The 25,306-nt window shown below is 65.9% G+C and carries 46 protein-coding genes; 16 read left to right on the top strand and 30 right to left on the bottom strand.

The genetic code is table 11. From position 1 onward, the window contains the following. Positions 1 to 46: 46 nt before the first annotated feature. Entirely contained in the window at positions 47 to 523 is a 477-nt protein-coding gene (locus tag PIB44_RS04095) for a helix-turn-helix domain-containing protein (RefSeq protein ID WP_227157804.1), read from the bottom strand. A 180-nt stretch (positions 524 to 703) separates the two neighbouring features. On the opposite strand from PIB44_RS04095, the gene PIB44_RS04090 reads away from it, so the two are divergent. Then, positions 704 to 1,486: a prepilin peptidase gene (locus PIB44_RS04090; RefSeq protein WP_278070519.1), complete on the top strand. Its 783-nt coding sequence runs from the start codon at positions 704 to 706 to the stop codon at positions 1,484 to 1,486. Here the strand turns inward: PIB44_RS04090 and PIB44_RS04085 are convergent. Then, complete coding sequence (locus tag PIB44_RS04085; protein WP_278070518.1) at positions 1,483 to 2,364, bottom strand: hypothetical protein; 882 nt, start codon at positions 2,362 to 2,364, stop codon at positions 1,483 to 1,485. The two genes, PIB44_RS04090 and PIB44_RS04085, sit on opposite strands and share 4 nt — an antisense overlap. A gap of 293 nt (positions 2,365 to 2,657) precedes the next feature. On the opposite strand from PIB44_RS04085, the gene PIB44_RS04080 reads away from it, so the two are divergent. Beyond that, the gene (locus PIB44_RS04080) at positions 2,658 to 3,218 is read left to right on the top strand and encodes an OmpA family protein (RefSeq protein ID WP_278070955.1); all 561 of its coding nucleotides are present in this window, start codon (positions 2,658 to 2,660) and stop codon (positions 3,216 to 3,218) included. 210 nt (positions 3,219 to 3,428) lie between these two features. On the opposite strand, the gene cueR is transcribed toward PIB44_RS04080, so the two are convergent. Together cueR and PIB44_RS04070 are read right to left on the bottom strand one after the other, a co-directional pair. Continuing rightward, on the bottom strand, positions 3,429 to 3,845 hold the full coding sequence (gene cueR, locus PIB44_RS04075; protein WP_278070517.1) for a Cu(I)-responsive transcriptional regulator: 417 nt from the start codon (positions 3,843 to 3,845) through the stop codon (positions 3,429 to 3,431). After that, a complete protein-coding gene (locus PIB44_RS04070; protein WP_278070516.1) occupies positions 3,842 to 6,334 on the bottom strand; it encodes a heavy metal translocating P-type ATPase in 2,493 nt (830 codons plus the stop codon). The genes cueR and PIB44_RS04070 overlap by 4 nt, the downstream gene beginning before the upstream one ends. A 360-nt stretch (positions 6,335 to 6,694) precedes the next feature. Between PIB44_RS04070 and PIB44_RS04065 the strand changes: the two genes are divergently transcribed. Then, entirely contained in the window at positions 6,695 to 7,885 is a 1,191-nt protein-coding gene (locus tag PIB44_RS04065) for a tyrosine-type recombinase/integrase (protein ID WP_278070515.1), read from the top strand. Here PIB44_RS04065 and PIB44_RS04060 read toward each other — a convergent pair. From PIB44_RS04060 to PIB44_RS03945, 24 genes are all read right to left on the bottom strand, one after another. Continuing rightward, positions 7,836 to 8,030, bottom strand: a complete 195-nt coding sequence (locus tag PIB44_RS04060) for a helix-turn-helix domain-containing protein (protein WP_278070514.1) — start codon at positions 8,028 to 8,030, stop codon at positions 7,836 to 7,838. The two genes, PIB44_RS04065 and PIB44_RS04060, sit on opposite strands and share 50 nt — an antisense overlap. 64 nt (positions 8,031 to 8,094) lie before the next feature. Beyond that, on the bottom strand, positions 8,095 to 8,409 hold the full coding sequence (locus PIB44_RS04055) for a Y16D family protein (protein ID WP_278070513.1): 315 nt from the start codon (positions 8,407 to 8,409) through the stop codon (positions 8,095 to 8,097). Continuing rightward, entirely contained in the window at positions 8,387 to 8,686 is a 300-nt protein-coding gene (locus tag PIB44_RS04050; protein ID WP_278070512.1) for a hypothetical protein, read from the bottom strand. Before PIB44_RS04050 ends, PIB44_RS04055 begins: the two co-directional genes overlap by 23 nt. Then, complete coding sequence (locus tag PIB44_RS04045; RefSeq protein WP_278070511.1) at positions 8,683 to 9,078, bottom strand: hypothetical protein; 396 nt, start codon at positions 9,076 to 9,078, stop codon at positions 8,683 to 8,685. The genes PIB44_RS04050 and PIB44_RS04045 overlap by 4 nt, the downstream gene beginning before the upstream one ends. Then, the gene (locus PIB44_RS04040; protein WP_278070510.1) at positions 9,075 to 9,296 is read right to left on the bottom strand and encodes a hypothetical protein; all 222 of its coding nucleotides are present in this window, start codon (positions 9,294 to 9,296) and stop codon (positions 9,075 to 9,077) included. The genes PIB44_RS04045 and PIB44_RS04040 overlap by 4 nt, the downstream gene beginning before the upstream one ends. Before the next feature lie 554 nt (positions 9,297 to 9,850). Beyond that, entirely contained in the window at positions 9,851 to 10,450 is a 600-nt protein-coding gene (locus PIB44_RS04035) for a hypothetical protein (protein WP_278070509.1), read from the bottom strand. A 381-nt stretch (positions 10,451 to 10,831) separates the two neighbouring features. After that, complete coding sequence (locus PIB44_RS04030) at positions 10,832 to 11,014, bottom strand: hypothetical protein (RefSeq protein WP_278070508.1); 183 nt, start codon at positions 11,012 to 11,014, stop codon at positions 10,832 to 10,834. After that, positions 11,014 to 12,084: a hypothetical protein gene (locus tag PIB44_RS04025; protein WP_278070507.1), complete on the bottom strand. Its 1,071-nt coding sequence runs from the start codon at positions 12,082 to 12,084 to the stop codon at positions 11,014 to 11,016. Before PIB44_RS04025 ends, PIB44_RS04030 begins: the two co-directional genes overlap by 1 nt. Next, positions 12,081 to 12,764, bottom strand: coding sequence for a DNA cytosine methyltransferase (locus PIB44_RS04020; RefSeq protein ID WP_278070506.1), 684 nt, complete (start codon positions 12,762 to 12,764; stop codon positions 12,081 to 12,083). Before PIB44_RS04020 ends, PIB44_RS04025 begins: the two co-directional genes overlap by 4 nt. After that, a complete protein-coding gene (locus PIB44_RS04015; RefSeq protein WP_278070505.1) occupies positions 12,751 to 12,933 on the bottom strand; it encodes a hypothetical protein in 183 nt (60 codons plus the stop codon). The genes PIB44_RS04020 and PIB44_RS04015 overlap by 14 nt, the downstream gene beginning before the upstream one ends. Further along, entirely contained in the window at positions 12,930 to 13,109 is a 180-nt protein-coding gene (locus tag PIB44_RS04010) for a hypothetical protein (RefSeq protein WP_278070504.1), read from the bottom strand. Before PIB44_RS04010 ends, PIB44_RS04015 begins: the two co-directional genes overlap by 4 nt. Then, positions 13,106 to 13,417: a hypothetical protein gene (locus tag PIB44_RS04005; RefSeq protein WP_278070503.1), complete on the bottom strand. Its 312-nt coding sequence runs from the start codon at positions 13,415 to 13,417 to the stop codon at positions 13,106 to 13,108. Before PIB44_RS04005 ends, PIB44_RS04010 begins: the two co-directional genes overlap by 4 nt. A 22-nt stretch (positions 13,418 to 13,439) precedes the next feature. Next, positions 13,440 to 13,673 carry a Lar family restriction alleviation protein gene (locus tag PIB44_RS04000; RefSeq protein WP_278070502.1) on the bottom strand — a complete coding sequence of 78 codons (234 nt, stop codon included), beginning with the start codon at positions 13,671 to 13,673 and terminating at the stop codon, positions 13,440 to 13,442. Further along, entirely contained in the window at positions 13,670 to 14,008 is a 339-nt protein-coding gene (locus tag PIB44_RS03995) for a DUF6197 family protein (protein WP_278070501.1), read from the bottom strand. The genes PIB44_RS04000 and PIB44_RS03995 overlap by 4 nt, the downstream gene beginning before the upstream one ends. Then, a complete protein-coding gene (locus PIB44_RS03990; protein WP_278070500.1) occupies positions 14,001 to 14,408 on the bottom strand; it encodes a hypothetical protein in 408 nt (135 codons plus the stop codon). The genes PIB44_RS03995 and PIB44_RS03990 overlap by 8 nt, the downstream gene beginning before the upstream one ends. Beyond that, positions 14,405 to 14,914: a hypothetical protein gene (locus tag PIB44_RS03985; RefSeq protein ID WP_278070499.1), complete on the bottom strand. Its 510-nt coding sequence runs from the start codon at positions 14,912 to 14,914 to the stop codon at positions 14,405 to 14,407. Before PIB44_RS03985 ends, PIB44_RS03990 begins: the two co-directional genes overlap by 4 nt. Beyond that, positions 14,911 to 15,426 (bottom strand): siphovirus Gp157 family protein, encoded by a 516-nt coding sequence (locus PIB44_RS03980; protein WP_278070498.1) that lies wholly within the window; start codon positions 15,424 to 15,426, stop codon positions 14,911 to 14,913. The genes PIB44_RS03985 and PIB44_RS03980 overlap by 4 nt, the downstream gene beginning before the upstream one ends. A gap of 3 nt (positions 15,427 to 15,429) precedes the next feature. Continuing rightward, positions 15,430 to 15,837 carry a single-stranded DNA-binding protein gene (locus tag PIB44_RS03975; RefSeq protein ID WP_278070497.1) on the bottom strand — a complete coding sequence of 136 codons (408 nt, stop codon included), beginning with the start codon at positions 15,835 to 15,837 and terminating at the stop codon, positions 15,430 to 15,432. A 14-nt stretch (positions 15,838 to 15,851) separates the two neighbouring features. Further along, entirely contained in the window at positions 15,852 to 16,505 is a 654-nt protein-coding gene (locus tag PIB44_RS03970; RefSeq protein ID WP_278070496.1) for a Rad52/Rad22 family DNA repair protein, read from the bottom strand. After that, a complete protein-coding gene (locus PIB44_RS03965) occupies positions 16,502 to 16,759 on the bottom strand; it encodes a hypothetical protein (RefSeq protein ID WP_278070495.1) in 258 nt (85 codons plus the stop codon). The genes PIB44_RS03970 and PIB44_RS03965 overlap by 4 nt, the downstream gene beginning before the upstream one ends. Beyond that, positions 16,756 to 16,953: a hypothetical protein gene (locus PIB44_RS03960; protein WP_278070494.1), complete on the bottom strand. Its 198-nt coding sequence runs from the start codon at positions 16,951 to 16,953 to the stop codon at positions 16,756 to 16,758. Before PIB44_RS03960 ends, PIB44_RS03965 begins: the two co-directional genes overlap by 4 nt. Continuing rightward, positions 16,950 to 17,168: a hypothetical protein gene (locus PIB44_RS03955; RefSeq protein WP_278070493.1), complete on the bottom strand. Its 219-nt coding sequence runs from the start codon at positions 17,166 to 17,168 to the stop codon at positions 16,950 to 16,952. The genes PIB44_RS03960 and PIB44_RS03955 overlap by 4 nt, the downstream gene beginning before the upstream one ends. Further along, entirely contained in the window at positions 17,168 to 17,395 is a 228-nt protein-coding gene (locus tag PIB44_RS03950) for a hypothetical protein (protein ID WP_278070492.1), read from the bottom strand. The genes PIB44_RS03955 and PIB44_RS03950 overlap by 1 nt, the downstream gene beginning before the upstream one ends. Continuing rightward, positions 17,395 to 17,649, bottom strand: a complete 255-nt coding sequence (locus PIB44_RS03945; RefSeq protein WP_278070491.1) for a hypothetical protein — start codon at positions 17,647 to 17,649, stop codon at positions 17,395 to 17,397. Before PIB44_RS03945 ends, PIB44_RS03950 begins: the two co-directional genes overlap by 1 nt. Positions 17,650 to 17,882: 233 nt before the next feature. Between PIB44_RS03945 and PIB44_RS03940 the strand changes: the two genes are divergently transcribed. Together PIB44_RS03940 and PIB44_RS03935 are read left to right on the top strand one after the other, a co-directional pair. After that, positions 17,883 to 18,032: a hypothetical protein gene (locus tag PIB44_RS03940; RefSeq protein ID WP_278070490.1), complete on the top strand. Its 150-nt coding sequence runs from the start codon at positions 17,883 to 17,885 to the stop codon at positions 18,030 to 18,032. Positions 18,033 to 18,127: 95 nt separating this feature from the next. Further along, a complete protein-coding gene (locus PIB44_RS03935) occupies positions 18,128 to 18,517 on the top strand; it encodes a hypothetical protein (RefSeq protein WP_278070489.1) in 390 nt (129 codons plus the stop codon). A 98-nt stretch (positions 18,518 to 18,615) separates the two neighbouring features. Here the strand turns inward: PIB44_RS03935 and PIB44_RS03930 are convergent, their stop codons facing one another. Continuing rightward, the gene (locus tag PIB44_RS03930; protein WP_278070488.1) at positions 18,616 to 19,005 is read right to left on the bottom strand and encodes a helix-turn-helix domain-containing protein; all 390 of its coding nucleotides are present in this window, start codon (positions 19,003 to 19,005) and stop codon (positions 18,616 to 18,618) included. Between the two features lie 93 nt (positions 19,006 to 19,098). On the opposite strand from PIB44_RS03930, the gene PIB44_RS03925 reads away from it, so the two are divergent. Both PIB44_RS03925 and PIB44_RS03920 read left to right on the top strand, forming a co-directional pair. Further along, positions 19,099 to 19,314 (top strand): helix-turn-helix domain-containing protein, encoded by a 216-nt coding sequence (locus tag PIB44_RS03925; protein ID WP_128719361.1) that lies wholly within the window; start codon positions 19,099 to 19,101, stop codon positions 19,312 to 19,314. 4 nt (positions 19,315 to 19,318) lie between these two features. Continuing rightward, a complete protein-coding gene (locus PIB44_RS03920; RefSeq protein ID WP_278070487.1) occupies positions 19,319 to 19,639 on the top strand; it encodes a hypothetical protein in 321 nt (106 codons plus the stop codon). A 527-nt stretch (positions 19,640 to 20,166) separates the two neighbouring features. Here PIB44_RS03920 and PIB44_RS03915 read toward each other — a convergent pair. Further along, positions 20,167 to 20,388 (bottom strand): hypothetical protein, encoded by a 222-nt coding sequence (locus PIB44_RS03915; protein WP_278070486.1) that lies wholly within the window; start codon positions 20,386 to 20,388, stop codon positions 20,167 to 20,169. 71 nt (positions 20,389 to 20,459) lie between these two features. On the opposite strand from PIB44_RS03915, the gene PIB44_RS03910 reads away from it, so the two are divergent. From PIB44_RS03910 to PIB44_RS03870, 9 genes are all read left to right on the top strand, one after another. Next, the gene (locus tag PIB44_RS03910; RefSeq protein WP_278070485.1) at positions 20,460 to 20,876 is read left to right on the top strand and encodes a hypothetical protein; all 417 of its coding nucleotides are present in this window, start codon (positions 20,460 to 20,462) and stop codon (positions 20,874 to 20,876) included. Further along, positions 20,876 to 21,031, top strand: a complete 156-nt coding sequence (locus PIB44_RS03905) for a hypothetical protein (protein WP_278070484.1) — start codon at positions 20,876 to 20,878, stop codon at positions 21,029 to 21,031. The genes PIB44_RS03910 and PIB44_RS03905 overlap by 1 nt, the downstream gene beginning before the upstream one ends. A 61-nt stretch (positions 21,032 to 21,092) precedes the next feature. After that, positions 21,093 to 21,299 (top strand): hypothetical protein, encoded by a 207-nt coding sequence (locus tag PIB44_RS03900; protein WP_278070483.1) that lies wholly within the window; start codon positions 21,093 to 21,095, stop codon positions 21,297 to 21,299. Then, positions 21,296 to 21,673, top strand: a complete 378-nt coding sequence (locus PIB44_RS03895) for a winged helix-turn-helix domain-containing protein (RefSeq protein ID WP_278070482.1) — start codon at positions 21,296 to 21,298, stop codon at positions 21,671 to 21,673. Before PIB44_RS03900 ends, PIB44_RS03895 begins: the two co-directional genes overlap by 4 nt. Positions 21,674 to 21,689: 16 nt before the next feature. After that, entirely contained in the window at positions 21,690 to 22,721 is a 1,032-nt protein-coding gene (locus PIB44_RS03890; protein WP_278070481.1) for a GcrA family cell cycle regulator, read from the top strand. Between the two features lies 1 nt (position 22,722). Further along, entirely contained in the window at positions 22,723 to 23,505 is a 783-nt protein-coding gene (locus tag PIB44_RS03885) for a helix-turn-helix domain-containing protein (protein WP_278070480.1), read from the top strand. A gap of 31 nt (positions 23,506 to 23,536) precedes the next feature. Next, positions 23,537 to 23,989, top strand: a complete 453-nt coding sequence (locus tag PIB44_RS03880) for a hypothetical protein (RefSeq protein ID WP_278070479.1) — start codon at positions 23,537 to 23,539, stop codon at positions 23,987 to 23,989. Continuing rightward, a complete protein-coding gene (locus PIB44_RS03875) occupies positions 23,986 to 24,192 on the top strand; it encodes a hypothetical protein (protein ID WP_278070478.1) in 207 nt (68 codons plus the stop codon). The genes PIB44_RS03880 and PIB44_RS03875 overlap by 4 nt, the downstream gene beginning before the upstream one ends. Next, positions 24,185 to 24,766: a hypothetical protein gene (locus PIB44_RS03870; protein WP_278070477.1), complete on the top strand. Its 582-nt coding sequence runs from the start codon at positions 24,185 to 24,187 to the stop codon at positions 24,764 to 24,766. Before PIB44_RS03875 ends, PIB44_RS03870 begins: the two co-directional genes overlap by 8 nt. The last annotated feature ends 540 nt before the right edge of the window (positions 24,767 to 25,306 follow it).

Below are 25,306 nucleotides of genomic sequence, written 5' to 3'. Positions count from 1 at the left end.
GCGCTTAAATCCCTTTGATCATGCGCATCTCCGCCCATCATAAGCGTCAGCGCAGGCCATGGATCATCTCCAGGACGGGAGGAATTAAACTGATCGCAGCGGCTGCGAGCAGAATCCACGCCAGCGCCCCGCCCAGGATCAACAGCAGAACAGAGCCGCCGACCGTGCGTGGCCGACGCCAGCGCCCCAGGCGCACATAGCTCCCATAGAAGGGAACCGGCCAGGGTGTCTTCCCGTCCTCGACACGTTCAGAACCTGCAAGGACGCCATGTTCTGAGCCCAGAAACGGCTCGGACGACAGGGGCGGCGATTGCCGTGAGTAGGAATTACTCAGCAGGCGGGCCGCCTGCTGGCGGTCGGAAACGCCCAGCTTCTCATAGGCGCGATGCAGGTGGTTCTGAACGGTGCGGGGCGACAGGTTCAGTTGCTGGGCGATCTCCTTGTCGCCCAGACGTTCCGCTACGAGCAGAAGAATTTCCCGTTCGCGCGGCGTCAATTTGTCGATCGCCGAAACTATGGTCACAAAACCCGAATATCCATTTGAAAGGTCGCGCGTCCAGTCTTCAGCGAGGCCCCCGACGGATAGGTCGTTAGGTGTCGCCGCGATGCGACACAACCTTTGCGTTTCAGCATTTCCATTGCATGTCGTCGGGGGATCGCCGCACTAGGGGCCGAGACTGGATAAGAAGACAGAGGGAAGCGCATGCTGGCGACGTTGATGGGCGGCCTGGGACTGATCGTGGGCAGCTTTCTGGGCCTGGTCAGCCTGCGTCTGCCTAATGGCCAGGACGTCGTCGTGCAGCGCTCCCGTTGCGGGTCATGCGGGCGCCCCCTGAAGCCCTGGCGGCTGATCCCGGTCGTCAGTTGGGCGATGACGCGCGGGAAGTGCAGCGACTGCGGCGCAGCCATTCCTGTGCGCTATCCCCTGATCGAGCTGGCCGCCGCCGCCATCGGCGTCTGGGCGGCGCTGCGCTTCGACGATCCCGCCTGGGCGCTGGCGGGCGCGGTGTTGGGCTGGCAGCTGCTGCTGATCGCCATCATCGACGCCGAGCATTTCTGGCTGCCGGACGCCCTGACTCTGCCGCTGTTTCTCAGCGGCCTGTTCGCGGCCGTGGCGCTGGACCCCGCCAATGTGCAGAGCGGCCTGCAATGGTCGCTGGTCGGCCCGCTGAAGACGCCCTTGATCGGGGCGGCGGCGGGCTTCGGCGGCCTATGGCTGCTGGCCTTTATCTATAAGCGCCTGCGCGGTCGCGACGGGCTGGGCGGGGGGGATCCTTTCCTGTTGGGCGCGATCGGCGCCTGGGTCGGCTGGATCGGCCTGCCCAGCGTGCTGCTGTGGGCGTCCCTGAGCGGCCTGAGCGTCGTCGCAGCCAAGGTCGTCCTGCGCCGCCCCGTCGCCGGGACCGACCGCCTGCCGTTCGGCGTCTTTCTGGCCATCGGCGCCTGGCTGACCTGGCTTTACGGCCCGCTCGGCCTGCCCAGCTAGAGGGACAGCAGGTCGGACCAGCGCCAGCGTCCGCCGCTGCCCAGCGCCACGCGCGGCGCGCCCGGCTGGTCGCTGAGCGTCAGCAATACATAGCCGTTCACGGTCTCGGCCTTACAGGCGCGCGGCGAGAAACCGACCGTGACGGCAATGGCCTGTCGCACCCCGGCCAGCCCCTTGCCTGCCTCGCCGGGGCTTTGCAGCCAGTCGCCGTTCCACATCAGTATCGCCCGGCCCGAGGCGCCGGAGGTGCGATAGGCCTGTCCGATCGCGGCGTTGATCCGCGCATCATTGCGCAGAGCGTTCTGGATGCGCTTGACCATGTCGCATCCCTGCCCCGAACCGCCCCCTGCGCCTGAACCGGAGCCGCCGCCCGAGCCGCCCGACCCGGAGCCCGTCCCGCCGCCTCCGCCCGTCCCCTGCCCCGCGGTCAAGGCGCCGCTGAGCGCGCCGTCTCCCAACAGCACGAAGGACACGCTGGGTTCCGGCGCCGAGATCGGCAGCGGCTCAACCTGCGGCGCCACAGGCGTCGGACGAGGGGGGCGAGGCGTCGGCGGCGTCGGGGCAGCGGTCCGCGCCTTCTGGGGCGTTTTCGCCGGAACCGGAACGGGCGTCGCAACCGCGGGGGCGGCAGGCGCCGGTTCAGGCTGAGGCGCGGGCGCGGCCTCGGCGCCTCCCGCCGGCGCATCGCCCGGCGCCGGCTCTGAAGGCGCGGGCGGAGGCGGCTCGATCAGGATCACCTCGACCGGCGGCGGCGGCGGCGGCGCGACGACGGGCTTGACCGGAGCCGTCATCATCATCGCCAGGATCAGGCCATGCGCCGCGATGCTGGCCGCAACCGGCAGGACCCCGGACCGTTTACGCCTCGACGCCCGCCTCACTACCTGACGCCTGTTCCGCTGCAGGTTCCGCGAACGCCCGATGGTGACATTTGCAACAAGGCTCCTCGCCGTTCAGATCGCGAGAAACTGATCACCTGAGAACGTCAGGAAAAAGGCGTCTGGCGAGGAAGGGAGAATAACAAGAACGTCGGTTCTTTATATTTTTTTACAGTCAAGCTGAACCTTTTCACTTCTTCGCGCGTCTTTGCTCCGCCGTTTTGCAACCGACATCGGTGCGGCGCGTAACATCCCCGGAGTTGGGCCGGGCACGAAGGAGACTTGATTTGATCAATTTGGCATCTAGGACCGCTGTCATCGGCGCCGTCGCCGTTCTCGGCATCGCCGTCAGCGGCTGCGCCAGCCATCGGTTCGTCCGCGACAACGTCCAGGTCGTGAACGAGCGCGTCGACGGCGTCGACGCTCATCTGACGCAGGTCGAAGGCACGGCGGGCGAAGCCCTGGCCCGCGCCAACGCCGCGCACAAACTGGCCCAGGGCAAATTCCTGTACGAAGTCGTTCTGTCGGACGACTCGGTGAAATTCCCGGTCAACCACACCGAACTGTCGCCGGAAGCCGAGCAGCGCCTGGCCGAACTGGTCCAGCGCCTGCGCGCCGAGAACGCCAACGTGTACCTGGAGATCCAGGGCCACACCGACTCGACCGGCACCGACCAGATCAACGAGCGTCTGGGCCAGGAACGGGCCGAAGCGGTGCGTCGCTTCCTGAGCGATCAGGGCATCGCCCTGAACCGCATGGCGACCATCTCCTACGGCCCCGCCAAGCCGGTCGCCCCCAACAACACCCGTGAAGGCCGCGCCCAGAACCGCCGCGTCGCCATCATGGTTCTGGCCTAACAGCCGAGAGCGAAATCGGTTGAGTTGGACGCATGTCCAGCTCAACTCAGATATTCGCTTCAGATAAATCTGGACCCTTGTTCTGGGTGCGGTCGATTCCGACTGACCCGCAAAGGGTCTAGCCATTCGCTCCGGCCTCCTGCCCCGGCTGGAACGAGAAACGGCGGCGTCCCGCGAGGGGCGCCGCCGTTGTCATCCTGACGTTCAGCTTCAGTCCGCGCGCTGTTTCTGACCGGCCGATGCGCCCGCCAGATCCGACAGGATGGGACAGTCCGGACGTTCGTCCCCGACGCAGCATTGGGCTAAGTGGCGCAGGGTGTCGGCCATCTCGCGCATTTCACGGATGCGGGCGTCCAGATCCTCCAGATGTTTCTGCGCCATCGCCTTGACCTCGCGGCTGGACCGGGCCTCGTCGCGCCACAGGGACAGCAGGCGGCTGATCTCCTCAATTGAAAAGCCCAGCCCCCGCGCCCGGCGGATGAAGCGCAGGTCGTTCAGGTCGCGCTCTGAAAAGTCGCGGTAATTCCCCTCGGTGCGGTCCGCAGGGCGGATCAGCCCTTGCGCCTCATAATAGCGGATCATCTTAGCAGAGACGCCGGTCGCCTCAGCGGCCTTGCCGATGTTCATCGCGCGGCTCCCTTCGCGCTGCCGATATGGGGTTTGAAGGCGCGCAGGCGCAGGGCGTTCAGCACCACGCTGACGCTGGACAGGGCCATGGCCCCCGCCGCCAGCATGGGCGACAGCATCAGGCCGAAGACCGGATACAGCACCCCCGCCGCCACCGGGATCAGCAGCACGTTGTAGCCGAAGGCCCAGGCCAGGTTCTGGCGGATGTTGTTCATCGTCGCCCGCGACAGGCCGATGGCGCTGACCGCGCCGCGCAGGTCGCCGCCCGTCAGGACCACGTCCGCGCTCTCGATCGCCACGTCCGAACCGCCGCCGACCGCCAGGCCGACATCCGCCGCCGCCAGAGCCGGGGCGTCGTTCACCCCGTCGCCGACGAAGGCGACCTTGCGCCCGCCCTTTTTAAGCGCCTCGATCACCGCCACCTTGCCGTCCGGCATGACCTCGGCGTGAACTTCGTCGATGCCCAGACGACGCGCCACGGCGGCGGCGGTGCGGCGGTTGTCGCCGCTGATGACCGCCACCTTCAGCCCCAGCTCGTGCAGGGCGGCGATAGCCTCGGCCGTCGTCGCCTTCACCGGATCGGCCACGGCGATGATGGCGGCCAGTCGACCGTCCACGGCGGCGTAGAGCGGCGTCTTGCCCTCATCGCCCAGACGGGCCGCCGCCTCGGCGAACACGGCCACGTCGCAGCCCAGCTCGGCCATGTAGCGGTCGGCGCCGACGGCGACGCGCGCGCCCTCGACCAGACCCGTCACCCCCTTGCCGGGGATGGAGGCGAAGTCCTGCGGCTCGATCACCGTCACGCCGCAGGCCTCGGCGGCGGCGACCAGGGCGCGGGCCACCGGGTGCTCGGAACGGATCTCCAGCGCCGCCACCTGGGCCAGCACCGTCGTCTCGTCAAAGCCCTCGGCCGTGACCAGATCGGTCAGCGTCGGCTTGCCTTCGGTCAGGGTGCCGGTCTTGTCGAAGGCGACGACGTCCACGCCCTGCAGGGCCTGAAGCGCCTCGCCCTTGCGGAACAGCACGCCCAGCTCGGCCGCTCGGCCCACGCCCACCATGATGGAGGTCGGCGTCGCCAGCCCCATGGCGCACGGACAGGCGATGATCAGCACGGCCACGGTCGCGACCAGGGCCATGCCCAGCGCCGGATCCGGCCCGAACAGGAACCACACGGCGAAGGTCAGGGCGGCGATGGCCATGACGGCGGGCACGAACCAGCCCGTCACCCTGTCGACAAGCGCCTGAATGGGCAGCTTGGCGCCCTGCGCCGCCTCGACCATGCGGACGATCTGGGCCAGCACAGTCTGGGCGCCGACCTGACGCGCCTCGAAACGGAAGGCGCCCGTGGTGTTCAGCGTGCCGCCCGTGACGTCGGCGCCGGCGGTCTTCTCGACCGGGATCGGCTCGCCCGTCAGCATGGATTCATCGACGAAGGAGGCCCCGTCCGTGACCACGCCGTCGACCGGAACCCGCTCGCCGGGGCGAACCACGACCACGTCGCCAACCTTGACCGCATCGACGGCCACGTCCTGCTCAACGCCGTCGCGCACCACACGCGCGGTCTTGGCCTGAAGCGACATCAGCCGACGGATCGCCTGGCCCGTGCGGCCCTTGGCCCGCGCCTCGATCCAGCGCCCGACCAGGATCAGGGTGACGATCACCGCCGCCGCTTCGAAATAGATGTTGGCCGTGCCCGCAGGCAGCCACTGCGGGGCAAACGTAGCCACCGTCGAGAAGGTCCACGCCGCCGTCGCGCCCAGCACGACGAGGGAGTTCATGTCCGGCGCCCAGCGCAGCAGGGCGGGCACGCCCTTGCGGTAGAAGATGATCCCCGGCACGAACAGCACGAAGGTCGCCAGCACGAAGCTGATGACCTTCCAGTTGAAGGCGCCGATCGTCTCGCCGATCCAGTGGTGCATCCCCGGCACGAAGTGCGAGCCCATCTCCAGCACGAACAGCGGCAGGGTCGCCGCGCCCGCGATCAGCACCGCCCGGCCCAGCTTCCTGATCTCGGCGTCGCGGGCGGCCTGTTCGCGGTCGCTGGCGTCCGGCCCGGCGTCCTCGGGCGTGTCCAGCACATAGCCGGCCTGTTCCACGGCGGCGGCCAGATCCTGAAACGTCGTCGTCCCCGACAGGAAGCGCACGGTCGCCCGCTCGGTCGCCAGATTGACGCTGGCCGACAGCACCCCCGGCACGGCGGCCAGCGCCTTTTCCACGCGGCCGACACAGGACGCGCACGTCATGCCCCGCACAGGATAGGCGACCTCCTCCTGCATCGGCTCATAGCCTGCGCTCTTGATCGCGGCGGCCACGGCGGCGGCGGAACCGTCAGGCGACAGCGACACCTGCGCCCGCTCGGCGGCCAGATTGACCTGCGCGTGCGTGACGCCCGGCACGGCGCGGATGGCCTTTTCGACCCGACCCACGCAGCTGGCGCAGGTCATGCCCAGCACGGGTACATCCAGTGTTCTGAAGCCTTCGGCGGCCATGGCGTCGTCCTCGCAAACCTTTGACGACGACACTGCTAAACCTTCCCATCAAGGGAAGGTCAACACCGCTCGACACACCACGGCCCAACAGCAGGACGCACGGGTGAGGATTGAGGTTCACAGCCTAGCGCAGACCAAGGCCCTGCCGACACCACGCGCCTGCGCCCCATGACCCACGGAATAAGGGAATGGCGACCCCGGGAGGACTGGAAGTTTCGCCCCATAGAGTCTCGCGCGGCCCCATTTTTCCCGGCTGGAAGCCTTGTAGAGCGGTCGCTGGCCGGGCTAGTTGCCCCATGTCACCCCACTCGCTGCCACGCAATCCCGCGTCTGCCTGTGGGGCGGGTTGTGGGGTAAATCGTGGCCAGAGCCGTCAACAGGCTGACCGCGCGAAAGGTCCAGACAGAAACGAAGCCCGGCCGTCACGCCGACGGCGGGGGGCTCTATCTCGTCGTGGACCCGAGCGGCGCTAAGCGATGGGCTGTGCTGATCACCATTCGTGGGCGGCGCCGGGAACTCGGGATCGGGAGCTTGTCCGTCTTTTCGCTGGCGGAGGCGCGCGAGGAAGCCGAGAAGATCAAACGGGCCGTGGCCCGGGGTGAGGACCAGAAGAAGCCGAAGGAACCCCCTCCCCGCTTCGCCGAAGCAGCCGAGCGGATCATAACTGAGCTGGCCCCTGGCTGGCGCGGCAGAGACACCAAGGCGCACTGGCAGCGCAGCCTCCTCGTCTACGCCAAGGACATAGGGGACGTGCCGATCGATCTGGTGACGACGGAACACGTCATGGATGTGGTCAAGCCGCTGTGGCGATCCCGCCCTGAGAGCGGTCGAAAACTGCGCCAGCGGATCGAAACGCTCCTGGACGCGTCGACCGTCAAGGGGTGGCGGGAGGGCGCGAACCCGGCCCGACTGAAAGGACACCTTGAGCGCCTATTGCCCAAGCAGCCGGTCGGCGTCGCGCACCGTCGGGCCGTGCCTTACGACGAGGCCCCAGAAGTGATGGAGCGGCTCGCCGCGCAGTCCGCCATGTCCGCCCGGGCGTTGGAGTGGACGATCCTTACGGCCGCGCGCGAGGGCATGACGCGCTTCGCCTTGTGGGGCGAGATTGAGGGCGACGTATGGGTGATACCGGCCGGCAAGATGAAGGAGGTCGGCCAGGGTGATTTTCGCGTTCCTTTGACACCCCAGGCGCTGGCGGTGCTGGACAGGGTGCGGGTCGGCGAGCCGAAGCCCGACCAACTCATCTTCCCCGGCGCCAGAAAGGGGCGGCCCATGTCAGATCAGACGATGGACAGCCTCCTGGCCCGGATGAAGATCGATGCGACGCCGCACGGCTTCCGATCGACCTTCCGGGACTGGGCTGGCGATGAGACCGACCACGCGCGCGAAGTGGCGGAAGCCGCCCTGGCGCATATGGTTGGATCAGACACAGAGCGGGCCTATCGCCGCCGGGACGCTCTGGCGAAGCGTCGGCGGCTTATGCAGGACTGGGCCGACTTCATCAGGCCGCTTCCGGCTCCAGAAGGCGAAGAAGCTCCTCGCGGGGAATGAGGGTCCGGCCGCCGAGCTTGACGGTGCGCACCTTCTTGCCGTGGATCCAGCGCCAGATAGTGGACTTGCCGACGCTCATCACGGTGGCGGCCTCCTCCACTCCGAAGGCCAGGCGGTCGGAAAGGTTGTCGTTCGCGACGCTCATTGCCAAATCCCCTTTCCTCTGAGGCGGGCGTTGTTGGTGGCGCAGATCAGGACGATGGGGGTCATCACCACAAGTCCTCCGAATAGAGCGATCCGATAACGTGCATGTCGTTCGGACGGACCTGACCAGCATCAACGGCAATCCGCGCTGCTTCCTCTCGGGTCGCAAACGACCCGTCGGACAGCAGGAACCCACTGTCACCGCCGGTCGGATACGGGCCGTCAGGCTGGATAGCGAACAGGTTGTGATGGCGAGCGGGCGGAGGGGCGCTGATGATCACCGGGACGGCGCGCGGATCGCCCGTGTCCTCCGGCGTCAAGCGGATGCGGTGCGCGGCAGCGACGACGCGAATAGGTTCAGACGGCACAGTAATACCCATCCCCCAGCCGGTTGAGCGCGGTGTGAATGTCCGCACAGTCGTGCGATCCAAACTCTCCTTCGTAGAAGGACGTGTCGTCGCTCACGTTGTCCCAGAGGTGGCGCAGGCGCTCGACGCCCATGTCCATCAACTCCTTGATGCGGGCTTCGTGGGCCTGTTCCCACTTGATGTCGGCAAGGGTCTTACGCTTCGTCAGGATCGCGAAGAGATCCTCAAGCTTCACGGTGACGATCTCGTCCTCGCTCACCTTTTGCGGAAACTGGACGACGTTCGTCATTCCCCCTCTCCCTGTTTGGCGCGAAGGATGGCGTTGATACAGACGTCGATCGGCACGCGCTTGAGGCACCCGTTGATGGTGTCCTCGTGAGCCGCACGGGCTTCATCGGCTAGAATCTCTAGCGCCTGGTCCTCGCCCAACACCCTCTCCGCCAGCGCGAGGGCGGCGTCGAGGGAGGTGGTGTAGTTGCCAATTCCGAGATCATCAGCCACTTCCTCGCCCGTGTCCGTTTCAAGGATCATGTGGCCGCGCCCGTCATACCAGCCGCGCATTTCCAGCGCCTTCACGCCGCCCGAATATTCAGGTCGGTTGAAGCGCAGCCAGATAAGCGCATCCAGCTCCCGGCTTCCCACCTCGGCAGCCTCCAGCCTAGCGATGAGGTCAGCGGTCATTGAACGACACCTCGCGGATCGTCTGGCGTCTCGGGGCAGGGCATCCACCCGAGAGCAAGCTCAGTCATCTCGCGTGTCACGCCCGGAACGAAGTGCATGAACGACGAGCCGACATCCGAACGGCGGAAGACGACGTAGACGTTGCGTCGGTCGGTGCGGACCAGAAAGGCCGGGCCATCCTCCGGGGCTGTAGCTATCTCTTGCCAGTCAGCGGTCATGCTTCTGCTCCTGGTGCTGGAGGGAGGGGGAGCCAGTGGGTGGGTTCAATTCCCCAGTTCGATGCATACTGCTCAAACATCATGACGGGACGGGCTCTCCAGTCGTCCGCAATGGTCCGGTCGGAATTGAGCGGTATGACGTTTGTGATCCAGCGCTCCGCGCCGTGATCCCACAATGCCACGTCCATATGAGGCGCTATCAGAATGTGCGTCCCGTCCCTCGGAGCCGTCTCAATAGGCCGCCACTCCACCATCTCGCGGATGCAGGCGGCGGCTTCGTCAAGCATGATGGCGGTGTGTTCTGACGACGGACCGCCAGTTCGGTAGTCAGCGGCCCTCTGTGTCAGCCGCCCCACCAGTTCCATAGGGTCAGTCATTGGTATCGGCTCCCCTTTTGACCAGGCTCATTTGATCCGGTGCAGGCGTTGTCGTGATGGGTCGATTTCGGGCAGCGTTTGTTGCCGCAGTCCGGGCAGACGATGAAGCGCATGGCGGTCAGAGGCCAACCCGTTTCAGGGTCGGTCTTGGTCCTCATGCAGGTGTAGCAGGGACACTCACCCACGTTCGGCCTCCTTGCTGAGGAATGCGTCGATGCGGTTTGGAATATCCATGTCCTGCGCGTAGTCGGCGCGAGACGATTCATAGACGCGGCGCTGCCACTCCGGCGTCGCGCCGTCGGCATGAGCCTGGATTTCGTCGCGCGCCTCCCGCAACAGCCCCACCGCCTCAGCCAGCTTGCGCTCTGCTTCGGTGGCTCGGGCGGTTAACCTGCTCTCGACCAATTCTCTGTCCTCGCGCTCGGCTTCAATGACCTGGACGGCTTCGTCCCGCTCACCCCGCCGCGCCGCGACCTCTGCGATGAGGGCGGGCAGTTGGTTGAGGGCGAGCCACGTCTCGGGTTCCATCGTCATGGCTTGAGCGCGGCACTCCCCGAACGACACTTCCGCGTAGTCGGGCGTGTTCTGGATCGTGATGGGCAACAGGCGGTCAATCGCCCGCGCTAGTTCCGCATGATCGCCGGATGAGGCGAGGGCGGTGAGGATGGCGTCGGTGCAGGTGTCGACACGGCCAAGCGTGATGTCCGCGTCCTTGGGCTTCATCACGTCGATGATGGCCTTCCGCACCTTCTCGCGCGGGGTGAGGGGGTGGGTCATTGGGGCTTTTCTCCGATAACGGCAGGCCCAAATTGCTGGGTTGCTCCGTGGCCCTTGCACTTCGGGCAGGTCCACCACTCGAGCGGCCACGCGCAGACGAGCGAGCCACTTCCTCGACACAGATTGCAGATCACTCCCCGCCCTCCTTATCCGAGGGGGTGGCGCGAGACTTGGGTTCACGCGAGATGCGGACCATGTCGCCGGACCTACGATCCCATGCGTCAAAATCAGCGGCGCATGTGGCGCAGTAGTGAAGACGCGGGCCGCCGGTGAAGATGCCATCCATGAACTGGTGCGTTGGCTCGTGCGAGAGCGGCGCTTGGCAAGCAGTTCGATTGCATGAGCCGTTGGCCAGCCCCTTGTCTGCATTCAGGTCAGCCATCAATTCGCCCCCTGTTCGGCTTGCGGTTTCGTTCGTGGTTTGCCTGCCGCCTTCCACGCCGCAACGGCTTCAAGCCAGTCCTCGGCTTCGTCCACCTGATCCTGAGACCGGCGCGTTTCGTATTCGATCTCTGCGTCCGACATGGCGTCGAAGTCGTTCTGGTAGTGAGACCAAGCGACCATCACTTCGCCCCCTGTTCGGCTTGCAGGGCGGCGAGGGCTTGGTTGGCGCGCTCGTGAAACCATGAGGTTCCGTCGTCAGGGTCCGTGTCGGCTATCTCCTCCAACGCCTCCACGGCTACCCGCAGCGCGTCGGGGGCGGGGTGGGTGTAGAGGGGTGTTCCGTCGTCCAGCTCTGCCGTGTTCAGACGGCCGATAAGTCCGTCTACAATCCCCACCGGCTGCGCGTCCTCGCGGGCTGGCGGCTGGGCGCGGAGGGCGCGCGAGTTCCACGCCGCAAGCGCGTCTGGTCGGAATGCGTATTCGTGCAAGTCCCAGTTGCCAATGATGCAACCGGGCAAATGATCGCCATCCGGGCCATACATTTCGCTCTCAGGGTCGTAGTTCACGCGCATCCCACATCCACAGAACGGGCACGGCGACGCCTCGCTGCTCGTCGCGACCGCCAACTGACAAGGATTACTTGACAGTTGGACCGGATCGGCACGAAGCACGACCGGAGGGCCGTTGAAAGCGTGAAGAATGCTGTCTGCCAGAGACGTCAGGTCGTCGGCGTCGTATTCTGTTTCGCCGTCCCACTGCTCGATGCACTGGATCAGCTTACGGCGCGCATCATCCTCTGCCGGGGCTTCCTCGCGGGTGGCGAGGGCGGCGCTCATGACGGTCTTCAGCGCGTCAATGTTGACCGTGATCTCTCGATCCCAAAGGTCAGCGCGCTCCGAGCCCTCTGCCATGACGTCGGCAACGTCGGCCTCGAAGTCGTCAATGGCCTCCTGAAAATCGACGCAGGCCTTCGATACCGCCCCGCCTTCCGGCGCGGGGGCTGCGGGAGGTCGCGACCACCCCCTGATTGCCTCAGGCATGCCCTCGGCGTGCTCTTCGGCGGTCCCGGTCCAGATCGCTGGAACCGCGACGCATAGGACACTGGGGACTTTCGGAGCGATCTCGCTGTTGAGATAGGCGCACCATTCGACAGCGGTAGCATGGTCTGGAGCCGGGTAAATGTCGTCCGGCCCGATGACGTGCATCATCCAAAGCGGCTCAACCGGCACGGTAACGCGAGGGGTGGTCATGCTGCGATCCTCCGGGATTGCAGGTGCGCCATCAGTTGGCGCCCAAGGTGTTCGGTGTAGGCGGGCGGGATCGCCTCGCTCATCTCGGCGCAGGTGGCCCAGGTCATGCCCATGGCCTGGGACATGGCAGCGCGGTGTCCGCCCTCCCACACGTCGCGCGTTCCGCGCCCGCCAGCAGAGAACGCCCGGCGCCGGGCGTGCCCGCCATAGACGCCGATGACGGGCCGATCGTCGTGCTTGCAGGGCGACGGCGGACTGATGGCGATGTTGCTCTCAAACAGCCTGTGGCGTCGGAGCTGGCAGCCTTGGGCGCCCAGTCCAAACATCGAGCCGCACAGGGTGATGGGGCTTTCCATCGCCCAGGACGCTTCCTCCACGTTCTCGATGACGTAGGGCAGGCCGGTCGCGCGCAGCATCACCCGCACCTGTTCGATCAGCATCGGCGCGCCCTTAGCACCCGGCGCGTGGCGCAGCGCCGTATAGCCCTGACAGGGCGGCGAGGCGTGGATCGCATCGAACGCCGCCAGAAAGCGCGGATCCAGCATCAACGCGTCGTGCTGGATGAAGGCGAAGGGGTATCGCTTCTGCGGATGCAGATCGACGCCCACCACCTCGAAGCCGACCCGCGCATAGCCCGCACCTGCCCCGCCTGCGTTGCAGAACAGATCAAGCAGCCGCATCGACGGCCTCCATCGCCGCGTCCGCGCAATGCTCGCAGACCAGGCGGCCAGTGGTTTCAAAAGCCTCCGCAGACGGCGACCATTCGTCAGCGCCGCAGTCGGGGCAGTCGTTCGGGCACTCGCCGGCCATGAGGGCGTCGTGCAGGTTCCAGAGGGCCTGGGCGCTCATGCTGATCCTCCGAAGAGATCGGGTTGCGGTTCGGACGGCAGATCGGCCATCAGGGCACGGCCTTCCGGGCTATCCAGGTCAAACGCGGCGTGGTCCCAGCAGACGCCCTCACGCCAGTCGCTGTGACCGGCCGCCTTGGCGTTGAGGCGTCCAGCTTCACAAGCGGCGCAGGTCATGCTGCGGCTCCAAACAGGTCGGGCTGTTCGTCGGGGACTGTCGGTGCCGGGGCCGGAGGCGCGGGCTCCGGCTCGACCCATTCGGGGTTCAGGCTGTAGCGATCGACGCCGCTGCTGATCAGGGTGCCGTCAGCTGCCCGGCGCTTCACACCGCTCGCCGTCAGACATTCGGCGTAGACGTATCCAGCGCCTGGGTGAGCAGGCCAGGTGTAGTAGTCCCGCATCCCGCTTGGACGGAACAGGACCGCCCCCGCTCGCAGCAGCCCAAGCACCTTGGGCCACGCCATCTCGTCCAGGCGTTGGTTCATGGACGCGGAGGTTTCGCCGGTCTCAGACATGACCACCCCCGTCCTGCTCACCACGGGCGCGGGCGGGTTGGTTCCATGCCGCGATGGCTTCGGCTCGGCTGTCCTGAACCAGCGGGCCGCGAGCGCGGCACTTGTTGCAGACGACCTGGTAGTTATCGCCCTCGCGGCGGTAGTTGCCCCGGCGCAGTTCGTTGCACTTGGCGTTCCCGCCGCACCACGGGCACAGTTCGACCGGCGTATGCTTCACCCCGCTCATGCCTCACCCCCACGGATGGAGGCTTGGCGGGCAGCTTCGCGAAGGGCGGCGACGACCTCGGATTGGGTGCGCTTAAGGGCGTCGTTCCAGTCGCCAACCCGAAAGCCGATAGACCTTCCCAAAGCCATGGCCGCCGGATTCACGTCGTCAGCGTAGTTCCCAGATCGCCTGATTGCCCCTAGGGCGCAGAAACACTCCGCAAGCTGGCTATCAGGCCCAACCGACTTGCCCGAACTGTCGCGCGCGTAAGCACCCTGCGTCCACGCACCCGGCTTCTCCAGCAGGTCAGCAGCCGCCTTCAGCACCTCTGCCGGGCTCTTGGTTGATTCAGGCATGGTCGTGGGCCTTCTGAGGGCGCGCGACAACAGAGCCGTCGAACCGCTTGGTCCGGGTCTTGTCGAAGCCGCGTGATTGAATGGAGCCGTGGCCGCGCTTCTGGCGGCGGGCGTATTGGCCGGTCTCGCCGCCTTGGGCCTTGGCCTTGGCGATGCGGGGCGTGTCCTGTTCGTCCGTCTTCTTCCGGGCGCAGGGCTTGCGGTAGAGGGCGCGGTTTTCGAGGGCATTGGTGCCCAGCAGGGCGAGGGCGCGCAGGTGCTCGTCTATGACGCCCTCGGTCATGGGCTGGAGCTTCTCGCCGCAGCCACAGGCGCAACGGCCCTCCTGGTCGATCATCAACTGACCGAACTCGGCGCGGGTGAGCGGGCGGCGCTTCTCGATCTGGGCGGCGGGGGTCATGCGGCCTCCTGCTGGCGCTGGAGGGTGGCGGGCTCGACGCCAATCAGGCCGGCGACGATTTCGAGGATGGCGGTCTTCGAGGCCTGAAAGTCAGCCTTGCCCATGGCGCGCATGGACTGGCTCTTGGCCGTCCGCTCGACCACGAAATGACCACGCACGACGACATGGGCGAACTCGTCCTTTGACCGGGCGTAGGAGGCTACACGCAGGGCGGCCGCGCTCGACCCGGCGTCGATCATCGTCTCGTGGAAGAACCCGGCCTGGATCAGCGCCCATTTGCGCAGGTGCTCCGTCGTCGGGAACTCGTCGGCCAGATGTTCCGGCAGGCTGTTCCAGGCTTCGCGCAGCCAAGCGAACTCGTGGCGATGGGAAGCGTCCGAGCGGTGCTCTACGTCGGCCAGCAGGTAGTCCCGGCCACCCTCAAAGCGAGAGGCGGCGAGACGGGGCCACTTGGGGGACATGACGCAGGCTTCGGCGTCCCAGGTGAAGGCGGTGGGATGGTTCATCGGACCCTCACCGTCAGAACAGGCGCGCCATTCGACAGGACGGCGCCAGGAACCTCGCGACCAGCCTCCAGCGCGGCCTTGATGGCGGCTGCGTCGGGCTCGCGCTTCGTGCGCACCAGATCATCCGGCAGCACGTCTGCCGAGAAGTCCGGCGAGCGGACCACGGCCGGGTTGCCCTGGCGCAAGGAGAGGGTCGCCTCCGGGCGCTCCAGCTTCGTCAGGCCGCACTGGTCCATGAAGGCGGCGATAGCCACACGGGCGCCCGCGCTGCGTTCCTCGAAACGACGACGGCGGGCCACCAGGTCGCCCTCATGCGTCTTGAGGGCCAGGGCCATCGCGTCTTGCTCAGCCTTCCAGCGGAGGACGGCCGACACCGCTTCAAGAGCATCGGTCTCGCCTTCGATGGTGTCAGCGATCAGGTCTTCGTCGTCCAGAAAGCCTTGGGCACGCAGGGCTGCGGCAAGGACCTTGGCCTTGGAGGACTCGACATGCAGTTGATGGGCGGCAGTCATCGGTCACGCCTCTCCGTCGGCAGCCATGCGGATGAAAGGAATATCGTCTGATAAATCATAGGCTTGCTGCGGCGAAGACCCGCCGCCGCCGGTGCGGGACTGGCCCGCATCCCCCTGGGGCTTGCCGCCCTGCAACGTCACGTCGTTCACGCGCACCGTTAGGTAGGTCTTGCCGTCATGCTCGCGCTTGCCGAGGTCGCCCGACACGGTGACGGAGGTTCCCTTGGTCAGGTGATGGCTCAAGGCCTCCCCGCGCTTGCCCCACAGGGAGCAGTCGAAGAACATGGTCGTCTTCTCGCGGCCCGAGCGGTCGTCGACGGCGACGGAGAAGCCGCAGACCTGATCGCCGCCGGTTGTGGTGCGCAGATCGGCGTCCTTGGTCAGGCGACCGGCAATGGTGATGGCCTTCATGGTCAGGCTGCTTTCTATTGGTCAAAGGGGGTGTTGGGGCGGACCTGGGCGAGGCGTTCGCCGTAGGCCTTGCGGACGGCGGCGGTGTCGGCTGCCGAGAAGCTTGCGAGCGCCTTCTCGTTGTCGCTGAACCAGCGCTTCAGCTCGTCTTCCGACTTGCACAGGTCGATAGCGGCCTTGGCGGCGGTGACGGCGGCGCTTGGCTGTGCGGGGGGTGCGTCCGTGACGGCGCGACCAGCCGTAGCGGTGAGCTTGCGGACTTCGCTGTCCTTGATCTTGTAGGAGCGGCCGTAAGCCTCAATCTCAACCCACGGCGACGGCAGGGCATAGAGGTAGCGGCCGACGCCCCAGCGCACAGCGGCCCGCTTGAAGGCGTCAGACAGAGCGCCCTTCTCGGCTTCCACGTCGGTGTCACCGGCGCCGTCCGCCTTCCAGACCCATTCGTCGCCCAGCTTGAGGCCGATCTCGCAGACGGTCTTGCCGTTGGCGTGGGGGTAGCGGCACTGCCACCCTCCGGGGCCGCAGATCGCATCAAAGCGGTCCATAACGTCGCGGGCGTCGATGAACGCCAGCGCCATGCCTTTGGTCTTCTCGCGGTTGGTCGATCCAACGCGCCAGGACACAGCGTCAGCCGGGAACGGAGCCGTCAGGGCTGCAAAATCGATCATTGCAGGTATCCGATCTGATCCAGGGCGGCGCGGATGGTCTTGGCGCGCTCGCGGGTTTCAGGGACCGGGCTGTCGTGCAGCCACAGCCATTCCGACCAGGCGGTGTAGGGGCGGACAGAGCGGCGTCGGCCGTCCACCCACATCACGATCTCGCCGTTGATGACTTCCGCATCCGGGGCGCCGTTGTTGGCGGACCTTGCGGCGGACGAACCCGCCCCGGCTCTGGCTGCGGAGGAAAGGGGTTGAAGGGTCACGACGCGCTCCACAGCAGAGCCGCGACAAAGGCCACGAACAGGGTGCAGGCGGCGGCAGAGGCGACGTTGCCCATCCACCACTGAACCGAACGGCTAGGCCGGGAGGGGCGGAAGTCGCTGCCCCAGCCGTTCGACTGGTCGGTCTTCTTGGCGGCCTGATAGACAGGGGTTCCAGCGGTGTAGAAGTCGGTCAAGACACGGCCTCCAGTTGGGTTTGGGCTTGGCGGGATGCGCGGATCAGCTCGGCGATGCGGCGGATACCGGCCTCTGCGAACTCGTCGTCGTAGGCAGGGTCGAGTGCGACCGAAGCCATGACGGCGACGCGGGTCTCAGCCTCGGCAGGCGTGTAGGCCACGCCCCAGGTGTCGACGACGGAGCCGTTGCGGGCGGTGAAGTCGGTGTGAGCCATCACGCGGCCTCCGACTTGAGGCGCGGCATGTCCTGAACAGCCCTCTCGATGAGAGCCGTCGAGGCGCTAATCTTGGCTAGGCAGCGACGGCATTCATCGGCGTAAGTGCCGGTGTCGTCGTCGCGGGCCAGCGCCAGATTGCTGGACAGGGCCGCTACGTCATAGGCGAGCTGCATAGCTGCGGCAGAGGCGGCATAGACGCTGGCCGAAGGGAGCTTCGAAACCATCAAGCCGCCTCCATCCGAGAGGCAGGGACGACAGCGCCCTTGCCGAAAGCCCGGTCACACAGCGCCATGGCCGCGTTCAGGGCAGCGCGCTTGTCAGGCGACAGCGGATCGGGGCCGGGCTCGGACCACTCGGCGGCATAGGCGCGGGTCTTCTCGCGGGCGGCGCGCTCTTCGCACTCGGCCAGGCGCTCAGCGCGCTCGGCGGAGACGTAGGCGATGCGCTTGGCTTCTTTCTGGTTGATGGCGTTGGCCACGGCGGCCTCCCTCGTTGATGAGGGGAATATGCACTAGACGCATATTAGCCGTCAACAAGAAAATGCATGCCACGCATATAAGATGCGTCGAGAACGGTCGTAGGGCGACGCCGAAACCCTCGACTCCTGCATATAACGCGGGAATCTTGGGCCTCATGATGAGGACGATTTTTTGCGTTCAGCCCTATCGTCGTTCAGCGGAGGGGCTGAGGAAGGGACACCTGCGGCGGCTGTTGAGCCGAGACGCCGCGATCCGGGCCGCGCGGGCCATGAAGGCGCATGAGGACGGGGTGATCGTCTTCAGGGTGACGGGCTGCCCAGAGGCCGACTTCTGGTCGGACCCGGTGATGATTGCGCGTGCGGGTGAGACGCCAGATACCTGATTGCGGCAATATATAGACATTGCCTAGCATTGTGATATCCCGGCGTTATGCGCTCAGGCAGGGGGTTTGGGCGCGATATTTTCGGGGCATCCCTTATGAAGAACATTTCTATCGCCGCAGCCCTTTGCGCTGGCCTGGCCCTTACCGCCTGCACCACGACGGAAAAGGTCAGCGTCATGCAGCCGGGCGACCGTATGTTGACCTGCGCCCAGCTCAAGGAAGAGTTTGCCAAGCTCGACGCGATCAAGCGCGACGCTGACAGCGACAAGGGCGTGAATACGGCAAACGTCGCTGCCGTGCTGCTGTTCTGGCCCGCCGCCGCCGGCAACTACCTGAACGCCCGCGACGCCCAGCAACTCGTAGAGCAGCGCCGCATGCACCTCATGCCGATCTACAACGAGAAGCAATGCGACAACCCGGCCAACGCCAGCGTGAAGTTGAGCGTCCCGACGCACCTGCTGGCGCCCATCGCTTACGGCGAATAAGGCCAAGCCGTAAATGCAGAACGGCGGCTCCTTGCGGGGCCGCCGTTTCCAATTGCGCCTGCAAAACCCTCGCCGCCCGACATTCGGCAGTGAATATTTTATCCGTCCGTGCCTGTGCGCTTAAAACCCTTGAGCGCCCCCTCCACGACGCGCAAAGCGGTCGTCCGCTCCTCCGGCTTGATCTGGTCGTAGATCGACCATAGGCCGTCCGGGTCGCTTGGGTCTCGGATGATGAGGGAGGCGGCGTCGACGCCGTAGACCTCGGCGATCAACTCCAGGATCGTCTGGTTGTAGGGAATGTCCCCGCGCTCGATCCGGCTGATGTTGGGCTGAGAGAGGCCCAGCCGCTTCATGTCGCCTTCTTCGCCTTCGGCAAGGACACGGCCCTCGACGTTGGCCTTGATGCGCTCGATCAACGCGTCGATCGAAAGCCCGTGATGCTTCCGCCACTCGCGGAGAAAGTGCTTCGGGTGAGGTTTCTGCGCCATACGCATATTATGCGCGCTGGCGGCCCGCTCGTTCAGCGCCTTACATGCATGAAGCTCTTGACCTAGAATATGCGTCTGGTGCATATTTGAGGAATGAGCGAACCCAATCTCACTCCGCTGGCGAACTGGATGTCTAAGCAGGGCGTCCGAGACCAATGGCTTGCCGACAAGCTGTCCTGCACCCAGTCCCAAGTGTCGCGCATCCGCCGGGGCATCAATAAGCCCTCGGCCGAACGCGCCTTCCTCATCGAGAAGCTGTCTCGCGGCAAGGTGAAGGCCGCCGAGCTGCTGACCGGACAGAGGGCCTGAAGATATGACCGGCTCAGACATTCACCACCTCTCCGCGATGATCGAGACGCAAATCCGCCGGATCGTCCGGGAGGAGGTGCTCGCTCTTCAGCAGCAAGATTGCGGCTCCGACCAGCGCCTGGAGAAGACGCCGAAGAGCGCGCCCGCGCCCGAGTTCAACGAACTGATGGTCCGCGCCCGACAAGGCTCGGTGCCAGTTCGTGAAATCCTCCACGAGACGGGACTTTCGCAGACCACTTGGTGGAGGTGGAGCGCAGGCCGAACGGAGCCCAGCCTCAAATCCCTCAGGGCGATTGATACCGCCCTGCGGAAGCGCGGAGCCTGACGCCATGACCTGGGAACCATCAGACATGAAGCACCAAGCCCCCCTTACCGAGGCGGACGTGCGCCGCATCGTGCGCGAAGAGATCGAGGCCGTCCGGCAGGCTGAGGACGAGTTGAGGCGACGCGCAGCCGCAGCGCTGGACTACGCGATTGCTCAGGAAGAAGGGCGTCAGGCTGAGAGCGTCAGAAGGGGGAGCCCCCCGCTCGTCACGCTGGCTTGTCTGACTGGGCGCGATGCTGCCGCAGCCGTTGCGCGTTTTCCAGAAGCGTATTCGCGTGCCGCCGAACTCCGTACGGAACCCGAAGCTCCGCCTCCATCCGAGCGCCCCGATCAGCAGGGGGCGTAGGATGGTCCGCGAGCAGGTCAGTAAGCAACGCCTCCATGGCCTGAAGCAGTTCGGTGAGCTTTCGCACGTCGATTTCTTGCGAGGATCGCATTTCAGTTCTCCGGTGGGTTGTGGAACCTCCACCGTAGGGCGCCACGGCGAGCGGGCAACCCCCCGGCCCGCTCGCCGTGAGTGCGCCACCTCAGACACTCCGGGCCTTGGCTCGGTATTCAAGGGCACAGCGGATCAACAGGTCACGCTGGCGCTTCGTTCGAGCGGTCTGCGCTCGCGCCTCGGCGTCATGGGCGAGGGCCATCCAGTCCATGCGGCTCTCGCGTTCGAGCGGCGCGTAGCTCGCCACCCGCGCCCGGAAATCCACGAACACCACCACGCCGCCCGTCGCGGCCTCTGCCTGTCTGTCCATGGGGCCTTTGTCGCCCAGGGCGAGGCAAGCGTCACCGAAACAATCCACCACGAACGTTGTGAGAACAAGCGATGAGTGTTCCCGTCCTCAAGGCGCTGACGAAGCGCATCCGCAAGCGCATCGGCTCGACGGAAATGGCGGCGCTGGCCGCTGGCCTGTCGAACAAGGGGGCCTGGAGCCTCTACGAAAGCGAGAATCACCCCGACACGACGCTGCCTCTGCACCGCTTCCTCGACTGCGCGAACGACGCCGAGAAGCAGACGCTGATCGACCTGATCCGCATGACGATGGAAGATGGCGGGGCCCCCGCCTGCGCCACGACCCAGGCCAGCGAAACGACCGAGGCGGCGGCGGACCTTCAGAAGGTTGTGCGTCAAGCCGAGGCCGATGGCGTCGTGACCCCGCTGGAGCGCAGCCAGATCGTCGGCAAGGCGCTGGAAGTTCAGGCGCAGGCGGCTGACGTGATCAAAGCTGTGGGGGCTGCGTGATGACCCGCACCGTCAACGTCACCGCCTGCACCCTTCGCCGGGACGAGAAATACCTCGTCATCTTCAAGTCCAAGGCTGGCCCCGGTCAGGCTGTCTCTGACCATCCCGTGAAGGTCGGATCGGACGTGCGCGTTCGTGACGGGAGGGTCGTCTGATGTTGGGCTTCGTCCTGTCGTTCCTGCACACCCTGATCACCGCTGGTCGGAGGGTTCTGTGATGCTGGACACCTTCCGCTCCTATCTGGCGTGGCGCCGCTTTCAGGCTTCGATCCGCAAAGAGATCGCCGCCGCCCGCGTGGACCACAAGCCGATCCGCAACATCCGCCAAAGGCAGCGGGACATCCTTCACGCCGCACTGGAAGCAGGCGAGGCCAACAAGCGCCTGATCCGTGCAGAGCGGGCCTATGACGAGGCTCGGACATGAGTGATCGCATCGAAGCCCTTGAGATCGAAAACGAAGCCCTCCGCGCCAAGCTGGCCGCATGGGAAAGCTCGGCAACGGTCAACCAGTACCAGACTGAATTAGGCCTGACCGCCAAGGAAGCCGCCGTGCTGTCGCTGCTGGTCCAGCGCCGCCGCGTCGATCGGCTGCAAGCCTACGCGGCTGTGTTCGAACAACTGAACGGCGACGGCCCCGGCCTGAAGATCGTGGACGTGTTCGTCTGCAAGCTTCGCAAGAAGCTCCGCGCCCTCGGCCTGAACCCCACGATCAAGTCGATCTGGGGCGTGGGGCACGAAATCACCCCTGAAACTATCGCGGCCATTGAGCAGCGGCTTTCGCCGCCTCTGGCCGCCTGAGAGCGAGATCACCGGAATGAAACTCAAGACCTGGACCGCCGAAGAAGACGCCTTCGTCACGGAGCAGTGGCAGGCTGGAAAAACGATCCGCCAGATCGCCGCCGCAATGGCTGAGCAGTTTGAGGTCGGGCGCGGTTACAACGCCATCAACGGCCGCATCGACAGGCTTCGACTGAAACGCAGCGACGAGGAGCGCAACGCCAACCGGCCGCGGATGGAGGAAGACCGGAGGGCCGACATCATCCAACGCTATCAGGCTGGCGAGACCATCACCAGCATCGCCAAGTCCTACGGCGTCAGCATCTCGACCATGAGTGAACGCTTGCGGGTCTGGGGCATCAGGCAAGAGCGGCGCCCGACCAGTCGGCACGACGATCCTCAGTTCATCGCTCTTTGGGAGGCTGGGACCAGCACCCGCAAGATCGCCGAAATAATGGGCGTCCACATCAACACGGCAGATCGATGGGCCGCGATGGGTCGCCGCCTGGGGACGATCAAGCCCAAGGGCGCCTTCATGCCCGCATGGACCCCCGAGGAAGAGGCCACCCTGCGCCGCCTTTGGGATGAGGGACACGGTCCCGCCGAGATCAGCCGACGCACGGGCTGGACGAAGAACCGCATCGGATCGAAGGCCCGCACCATGGGCCTGCCGGTGAGGAGCTATCCCGCCCAGCGCGCCAAGGCCAAGGGTAGGGACTACTCCCACCTGCGCCGTGCAGCTCAGGCAGCGGCGGCGGCGGCGGCCGAACAGCGAGAGGCGGCTCGCCGTCTCCGCGAAGAGCGCGCCGCGTCTCTGTGGGCCTACACGGACACCTCTCGACCGTTCATGGAGCGCATGGGGCGCGAGTGCGCCTGGCCCCTGGGCGAGCGCGGCTCTTTCCATGCCTGCTGCGCCGAAACCCCTGAAGGCGACACCTACTGCAAAGAGCATCGCCTGATTGCCGGGGGTGGCCGCACCGCAGTCAAGGATCGCTTTGTCAGCGTGACCGGCGCCATCCGTAAGCGCCCGGCGTCTACAGTTTTCGACGCCGGACAGATGGCCGCCTGACATGAGCGTTCAGGCCATAACATGGGCTCTGTCCTTCGACGTGGAGACCGCGAGCGAGAAGGCCGTCCTTCTCGTCCTCGCCAACTATGCCGATGGCGCGGGCGTTTGCTTTCCGGGCCAGGAGAACATCGCCAAGCAGGCCGCCTGCTCCGAGCGCACGGTCCGACGCATTCTCGAGAGCTTTGAGCAGCGAGGGATCATCACGCGGATCGAACGCCGACGCCGCGATGGTTCGCGCACCTCCGACAGCATCTTTCTGACCGCTTTCGCGCAACCGGACATGGTGTCCGCCTGCGACGAACCAACCGGCCATCCTGTCCAAACCAACCGGCCATCCTGTCCAAACCAACCGGCCATGGTGTCCGGGCTCACTACGTTTGAACCGTCAGGGGATACGTCAGGTGAACCTAGGGAGCGCGCGACGCGCCTCCCTCCGCAATGGACGCCCGATCCCGACGACGTGCTGAGGGCCGCTGAGCAGATCGGCGAGCAGCGCACCGTGATCGAGATCGAGAAGTTCCACGACTACTGGCGGGCCGTGCCCGGAGCCAAGGGCCGAAAGCTCGACTGGTCCGCCACCTTCCGAAACTGGATCCGCCGAGCCGCCGAAAGCAAACCCCGACATGACCGCCCTGACGCCCATCGCCCCTCCAAGCTTGACCACCTTGACGATATCGCCCGAGCTATGGCGGCTTCTCGCCACGGGGCCGTCGAGCCAGATCGAGGAGATCGCTTCGATCCCGGCGCTGAGAGCGCAGGCCGCTACCTGCCACCGGCAGCTTGAAATCCTGACCGAGCCGGTCGGAGAGGCTGAGGTGGAACGGTCGCTGGGGACGCTGGTCCTCATCTTCGGGCTGGGCGAGCAAGCCAAGGCTGCATCGTTCTGGCGGGCCTACAAGGACGCCCTGTGCGACCTGCCCCGGATGGCCTTCGACCGGGCGGTCGCCGAGTGGCAGCGCGTCGGCAAGTTCTTCCCCAAGCCCGCTGAGCTGAGAGAGTTGGCCGAGCCCCACGCCACGGCCCTGCGGATGGCGGCGCACCGGGCAAAGAAGGCGGCGACCTGGGAGGCGCCCAAAACCATCCCGGAGGCCGAACGGATGCCCGCCGAGAGGGTCCGCGCCCTGCTGGACGACACCCTCGGCAAGCTGGCCGGCATGGACATGCTGGCGCGCACCCGAGCCCGCCGCGTCCGCCCGCCCCAGGCCAAGGTGGACGAGACCGGCATCAGCGCCGAGGCCCGCGCACTGATGGAGCGACAGAGGGCATGACCCCGCTCGACCACAACCTGACCCGCGTCCTCTACCCGATCCTCTGCGATCTAGCGGGCCGGGCGAACAAGGCGGGCCACCTGACGCCAGCCAAGGCCGGACAGATGGCCAGCAAGCCCACGGCCCAAGCGGTCGAGGCAGTCACAAACGAGCTTAAGCGGACGATCCGCGTGGAAGACGGGAGGGCGAAGACCAATGGCTAAGCGCAAGAAGCCGACCGATCCGCAAGCAGCGGCGCGTCATCGCCTGGAGCGGGAAGAGAACCGCAGGGAGATCGAGCGCCTGAAAGCCCAAGGCGACGTGGAGATCAACCTGGACCCGAGAACGAAGAAGCTCCTTTCCGCCCGGCGCGTAGACTGCTTCTCGACCCTCTTGAGGGATCATTCCCAGGCCCGCGAGGCGGTGAACTGGCTGGAGGAGCTGATGCGGGACGCCTACGGCGAGAACGCTCAGGAGCGGCGCCCGGATTTCATCCGCGCGTCCAGCGAGGGGGCGCCAGGACAGGCCATCTCACAGCGCATGATCGAGGCGAGCAAGGTGCTGGAGGTTGTCGAGGCCAGCCTTCGACCTTGGGAGGCGCGCCTGCTGTTTGGACTGCTGCGGCCCGATGAGGCCTTGCAGTCCCGGTGGCGTGAGGTCGTGCGGCGCGTGACAGGCGTTCGGAACGAACAGCGGCAGGGGGAACGGGTGGTATGCGCGGCGGAAAGCCTGCTGTGGACGCGCGAGAATATCGCCGGCCTCATGAGGACGCGCGCCGAGATCAGAAAGGCGGCCTGACCCAGCATGTAGGGCGTTTCTATTTTTGTTCACGCAAGGGATTGACGATTAATCCGAACGATGGGACAAAAGCCAAGGTCGCTTCGCGCGCCCACAGAAAGGCTCTGCTTCGGCGGGGCCTTTGCCGTTTCAGGTCCCAACCCTCCCTGCGGAGCCGGTTGGCCTTAAGACCCTCGCGTATCTGAGGGCCGCCCGGGTTGATCGCCGGGTGTAGTCATTCCAGCACAGGCGCTTCCGACAAGCTGGCTGGTCTTAGATTCTCGGAGCGGAGCCAACCCAAAGTAGCGAGCGACCAGAAATCGCTTAGAGCGCGGAGGGGTTGGGCGGCAGACGAAACGGGACAGTAGGCATGCCGTTGGCTTGCCGAAACACCGGCCACCTTATTCGCCCGATGGGCAACACCAATCTGCGAGACTGAGGCGAGACGGACAGCGCCATTGGCGTGGGACGAGACCTTGGCCTTGCAGACACCAATCTGCGAGCGGCGGCGATACAGGGTCCAGCATGAGCTGGAGGCAGGCGCGAAACCGCTAAAGATGC

The sequence above is a fragment of the Brevundimonas sanguinis genome (assembly GCF_029636725.1).
GTDB lineage: Bacteria > Pseudomonadota > Alphaproteobacteria > Caulobacterales > Caulobacteraceae > Brevundimonas > Brevundimonas sanguinis.
The sequence above is the reverse complement of the archived record's forward strand: the minus strand, read 5'-3'. Positions and strand labels throughout refer to the sequence as shown.